Below are 4,566 nucleotides of genomic sequence, written 5' to 3'. Positions count from 1 at the left end.
GGGTCGCCAGGTCGGCGCGCGGGGCAAACCTCAAGCCGCCGTTGCGCGCCCAGGTGTTCTGGTCGAACTGCACGCCCCCGTAATAACCGTTACCGGTGTTGATCGCCCAGTTGCCGCCGGCCTCGCAGCGCGAAATGGCGTCCCAGACCATCCCGTTGCCGACGTCGGGCCCCTCGGTGCCCGGCGTGGTGCCGACCCGCACGATGGCCTCGCGGGCCGGGGTGATCACGTGGCTGGCCACCGGCAGGCGACCGGTCTCGACGCCGTTGACCTTGGACACCGCGTACGTCATGTCCTGAACGCCCGCGGAGCCCTTGTCCTCGACGATCTCTTTGCTCATGTTCATCTGCGGGTCTTCGATGCGCCGACGCGGCGGGTCCAGCGGAACCCGTTCGGTGATCTTCTCTATCCGATTGCGGACCACCTGGATGTGCATGCCGTCGATGACCGGCGCGGATGCATTCGGGGTGACGTGGTCGCTCTGCAACAGCGGAACACCGAGGCCGGCCAGCAGATCACCGACCCGGGCTGCGGCCAGATGGACGTTGTGTACCTGGCCGGCGTCGTCGAGTTCGACGGTCTTGGCGCTGACCACCGGCAACGCCATGCCGGCCAGCGGGACGCGACTGCCACGCGAAGCCGCTGCGGGCGCGGTGTCGGTCATCGCCAGCTGAGCCAGCGCCTCATCGACCGTGGACGCCGTCGTCCATACCTGCTTGGTGTTCTGCCCGTCCAGCGAAATCTCCAGCGGTCGACTGCGCCTGAGCACGATGTTCGCGCCGTTGTGGACCTTCGCCCCGGCCGCGGGGTACAGGTCGTCGCGGTCGCTGACCTCGAAGCCGTTTTCGGAGATGATGTCGATTACGCGTGACTTCGTGGTCGTGACGGTCATGGCGTTGCCGTCGACGCTCAGCGTCACGGTCTTGCAGTCGGCAACCGCGAATGCTCCGGCGAAGGCCAACACCAGCAAAAGACCTGCGACAAGCAGACGCAGAGCTGGAGAGGAAGACTGATGGAGTTTCGTAATAACATTCAACGCGCGCGTATCCCCGACCTCAAAAACCACGTGAGCAACACATAGAAGGGACCACGAGGGCCCCACCGTTCGATAACAAGAAGGTAACGAATAGCCCTGGCGAGAGCAACTCGGCCCCGGCCACATTAACGGAGTTTTAATCCTCGTGGGGCAACCGGTAGGCGCGCCGCGCATTTGCGGTGGTGAGCTCGGCCAACTCTTCCGCGGGCCGGGCGAGCAGGTCGGCCAGTGCGCGCACCGTGTAGGGCAGGCAATACGGCTCGTTGGGCGCACCGCGGTAGGGGTGGGGAGTCAGGAACGGCGCGTCGGTTTCCACCAACAGTTGCGCCGTCGGGACCAGCGGGACGGCTTCGCGCAGCTCCCGGGCGTTTTTGAAGCTCACCGTCCCAGACAGACTGACCAGCCAGCCGGCGTCGGCGCACGCGCACGCCAACTCCGGCCCAGACGAGAAGCAGTGAAAGATCACTGTCTCCGGGGCGCCCTCGGACCGCAGCACGTCAAGCACGTCGGCGTCGCCGTCCCGGTTGTGGATCATCAGTGGTTTCCCGGTCCGCTTGGCCAGGTCGATGTGCCAAGCGAAGGCCTCCCGCTGCACGGCCGGGTCGGCGCAGCCGTCCATCTTGCCCGGCCAATACAGGTCCATGCCCGTCTCCCCGATCGCCACCACCCGCGGATGCGCGGCCAGCCGCTCGATCTCGGCGCGGGCGTCCTCGGTCAGCGTGTCGGCGCGGGTGGGGTGCAATGCCACGGCGGCATAGACCCGGGCATCCCAGTCGGCAGCCTGGGTCGCCCAGCGAGCCGACGCCAGGTCGTCGGCGATGGTCACCACTGCCGTCACACCGACCGCCGCCGCGCGATCGACGAGCGCGCGCACCTCGTCGGCCTCCGTCGCCCCGCAGGCGTCCAGGTGCGTGTGCGCGTCGATCAACGGGCTCAGCCGCGCCGGAGCGGGCGGCGGCTCACGTTTGGAACTCACGCGCACACCATAAGGTGATGGCTGATGAAGCCGTACTACCTCACCACCGCGATCACGTACCCGAATGGCGATCCACACGTCGGGCACGCCTACGAGTACATCGCCACCGACGCGATCGCCCGGTTCAAGCGACTCGACGGCTTCGACGTCCGGTTCTTGACCGGCACCGACGAGCACGGCCTCAAGATGGTCGAGACCGCGGCCGCCGAAGGCATTCCGACGGCCGAGTTGGCCCGGCGCAACTCCGACGTGTTCCAGCGTCTGCAGAAGAGGCTCAACATCTCCTTCGACCGGTTCATCCGGACCACCGACGCCGATCACCACGCGGCGTCCAAGGACATCTGGCGGCGGATGGAGGCTGCCGGAGACATCTACCTGGACTCCTACTCGGGCTGGTATTCGGTGCGCGACGAACGGTTCTTCGTCGAGTCCGAGACCGCGGAGGTCGACGGCACCCGGATCGCTACCGAAACCGGCACCCCGGTCACCTGGACCGAGGAGCAGACCTACTTCTTCCGGCTCTCGGCGTACACCGAGAAGTTGTTGGCGCACTACGACTCCCACCCGGACTTCATCGCGCCCGAGGTGCGACGCAACGAGGTGGTCAGCTTCGTGTCCGGCGGGTTACGCGACCTGTCCATCTCGCGCACCTCGTTCGACTGGGGCGTGAAGGTGCCCGAGCACCCCGACCACGTCATGTACGTCTGGGTCGACGCGCTGACCAACTACTTGACCGGCGTCGGCTATCCGGACACCGAATCAGAACTTTTCCAACGCTATTGGCCCGCCGACCTGCACATGATCGGCAAGGACATCATCCGATTCCACACCGTCTACTGGCCCGCCTTCCTGATGTCGGCCGGCATCGATTTGCCACGAAGGGTTTTCGCACACGGCTTCCTGCTCAACAAGGGCGAAAAGATGAGCAAGTCGGTCGGCAACATCGTCGACCCGAACACCCTGATCGACACGTTCGGAGTCGACCAGGTGCGTTATTTCCTGTTGCGCGAGGTGCCTTTCGGCCAGGACGGCAGCTACAGCGAATACGCGATCGTCGCCCGGATCAACGCCGATCTGGCCAACGAACTGGGCAACCTGGCCCAGCGGTCCCTGTCGATGATCGCCAAGAATCTCGACGGCGTGGTGCCGACGCCCGGTGAATTCAGCGCCGACGACATCGAGTTGCTGACTCTCGCCGACGGTCTACTCGAGCGGGTGCGGGCCGAGTTCGACAGCCAGGCAATGCATCTCGCACTGGAGGCAATCTGGCTGATGCTCGGCGCGGCGAACCGCTACTTCTCCGCGCAGGAGCCGTGGGTGTTGCGCAAGAGCGACGCCGAGGCCGACCAGACGCGGTTTGCCACGGTCCTCTACACGACATGCGAGGCAGTACGAATCGCCGCGCTGCTGGTTGCGCCGGTGATGCCGGAGTCGTCAGGCAAGCTACTCGACCTGCTCGGCCAATCGCCGGAGCAACGCAGCTTTGCCGCCATCGGTGCACGGCTGGAGCCGGGCACCAGGTTGCCGGCGCCTTCTGGTGTCTTTCCGCGCTATCAGGTCGACTAGACGTCTGGTCCGCACCTTCATCGGGCGTTACGTGGACTTTGCGCACCGAGATCGACGTTTTGGCAACAAAGTTCACGTGCAGGCCTGCCAAAACGTCGATCTCGACGCGGGGAAGGCAACTGCTGGCCCCCGACGTGGTCTGGACCGCCGACAGCAACGGCAAGGCCAGCGCAAAAGCAGCCGCGGCTGTAATTTCTGCAAAGCTAGGGGCGTGCGAATCGACCGGCTCGGCGATCTGGGCAGCCCTCATGAGGTGCTGCGCGCCATCGGCGACGCCACCAACCGGCTGGATCTGCCGCCGCCGGCGGCGCTGACCGGCCAGTGGTTCGGCGCTCTGGCCGTCATCGCGCCGAGCCTGTCGGTTCAGCCCGTCGACCCGGCCGAAGCGTTCGACGTGCGACCCGGCTCACACAGCACGACGGTCGGCGGCGGCTGGATCGGCTACCTGTCCTATCCCGATCCGGGTTCCGGCGGGCAGCCCGCGCGGATACCCGAGGCTGCCGGCGGCTGGACAGATTGCGTGCTGCGCTGTGACCTCGACCGGCAGTGGTGGTACGAAAGTCTCTCCGGAGCAACGATGCCCAGCTGGCTCAGCGAGGTTTTGTCGGCGCCGATTCTGGCACCGGCGCGCGCCTACCGGATCGACTGGGACGCCGCCGATCGCGCGGCGCATCGCGCCGGGGTGCTGGCCTGTCTGGAGGCCATCCGGGCCGGCGAGGTGTATCAGGCGTGCGTATGCACCCAGTTCGCCGGCTCGATCGCGGGGGATCCACTGGACTTCTTCCTCGACGGCGTCGCGCGCACCGCGCCGGCCCGGGCGGCCTACGTCGCCGGACCGTGGGGCGCGGTCGCGTCGCTGTCGCCGGAGCTGTTCTTGTGTCGCCGTGGCGACCTGGTGACCTCGAGCCCGATCAAGGGCACGCTGCCGATCGACGCTTCCCCGTCGGCGCTGCGTGCGTCGGCCAAGGACGTCGCGGAGAACGTGATG

At 66.5% G+C, this 4,566-nt stretch carries 4 protein-coding genes; 2 read left to right on the top strand and 2 right to left on the bottom strand.

Features of this window, described 5'->3' with window-relative positions:
• Both AC2VOU_RS09620 and AC2VOU_RS09615 read right to left on the bottom strand, forming a co-directional pair.
• On the bottom strand, positions 1–1,036 hold a 1,036-nt coding region (locus AC2VOU_RS09620), incomplete at its 3' end, for a resuscitation-promoting factor (protein WP_486957164.1).
• Positions 1,037–1,172: 136 nt separating this feature from the next.
• A complete protein-coding gene (locus tag AC2VOU_RS09615; RefSeq protein ID WP_486957163.1) occupies positions 1,173–2,018 on the bottom strand; it encodes a TatD family hydrolase in 846 nt (281 codons plus the stop codon).
• Between the two features lie 18 nt (positions 2,019–2,036).
• Here AC2VOU_RS09615 and metG point away from each other — a divergent pair, with 18 nt between their 5' ends.
• Both metG and AC2VOU_RS09605 read left to right on the top strand, forming a co-directional pair.
• On the top strand, positions 2,037–3,578 hold the full coding sequence (metG, locus tag AC2VOU_RS09610; protein WP_486957162.1) for a methionine--tRNA ligase: 1,542 nt from the start codon (positions 2,037–2,039) through the stop codon (positions 3,576–3,578).
• 211 nt (positions 3,579–3,789) lie between these two features.
• The coding region (locus tag AC2VOU_RS09605) for an aminodeoxychorismate synthase component I (RefSeq protein ID WP_486957161.1) at positions 3,790–4,566 on the top strand (777 nt) is incomplete at its 3' end.

This window comes from Mycobacterium sp. TH-M25 (assembly GCF_057473665.1).
This window is presented reverse-complemented; position numbering and strand designations above follow the sequence as displayed.

Excerpts from the sequence above, each read along its gene's own strand:
- metG (WP_486957162.1), top strand. The coding sequence starts at position 2,037 with ATGAAGCCGTACTACCTCACCACCGCGATCACGTACCCGAATGGCGAT.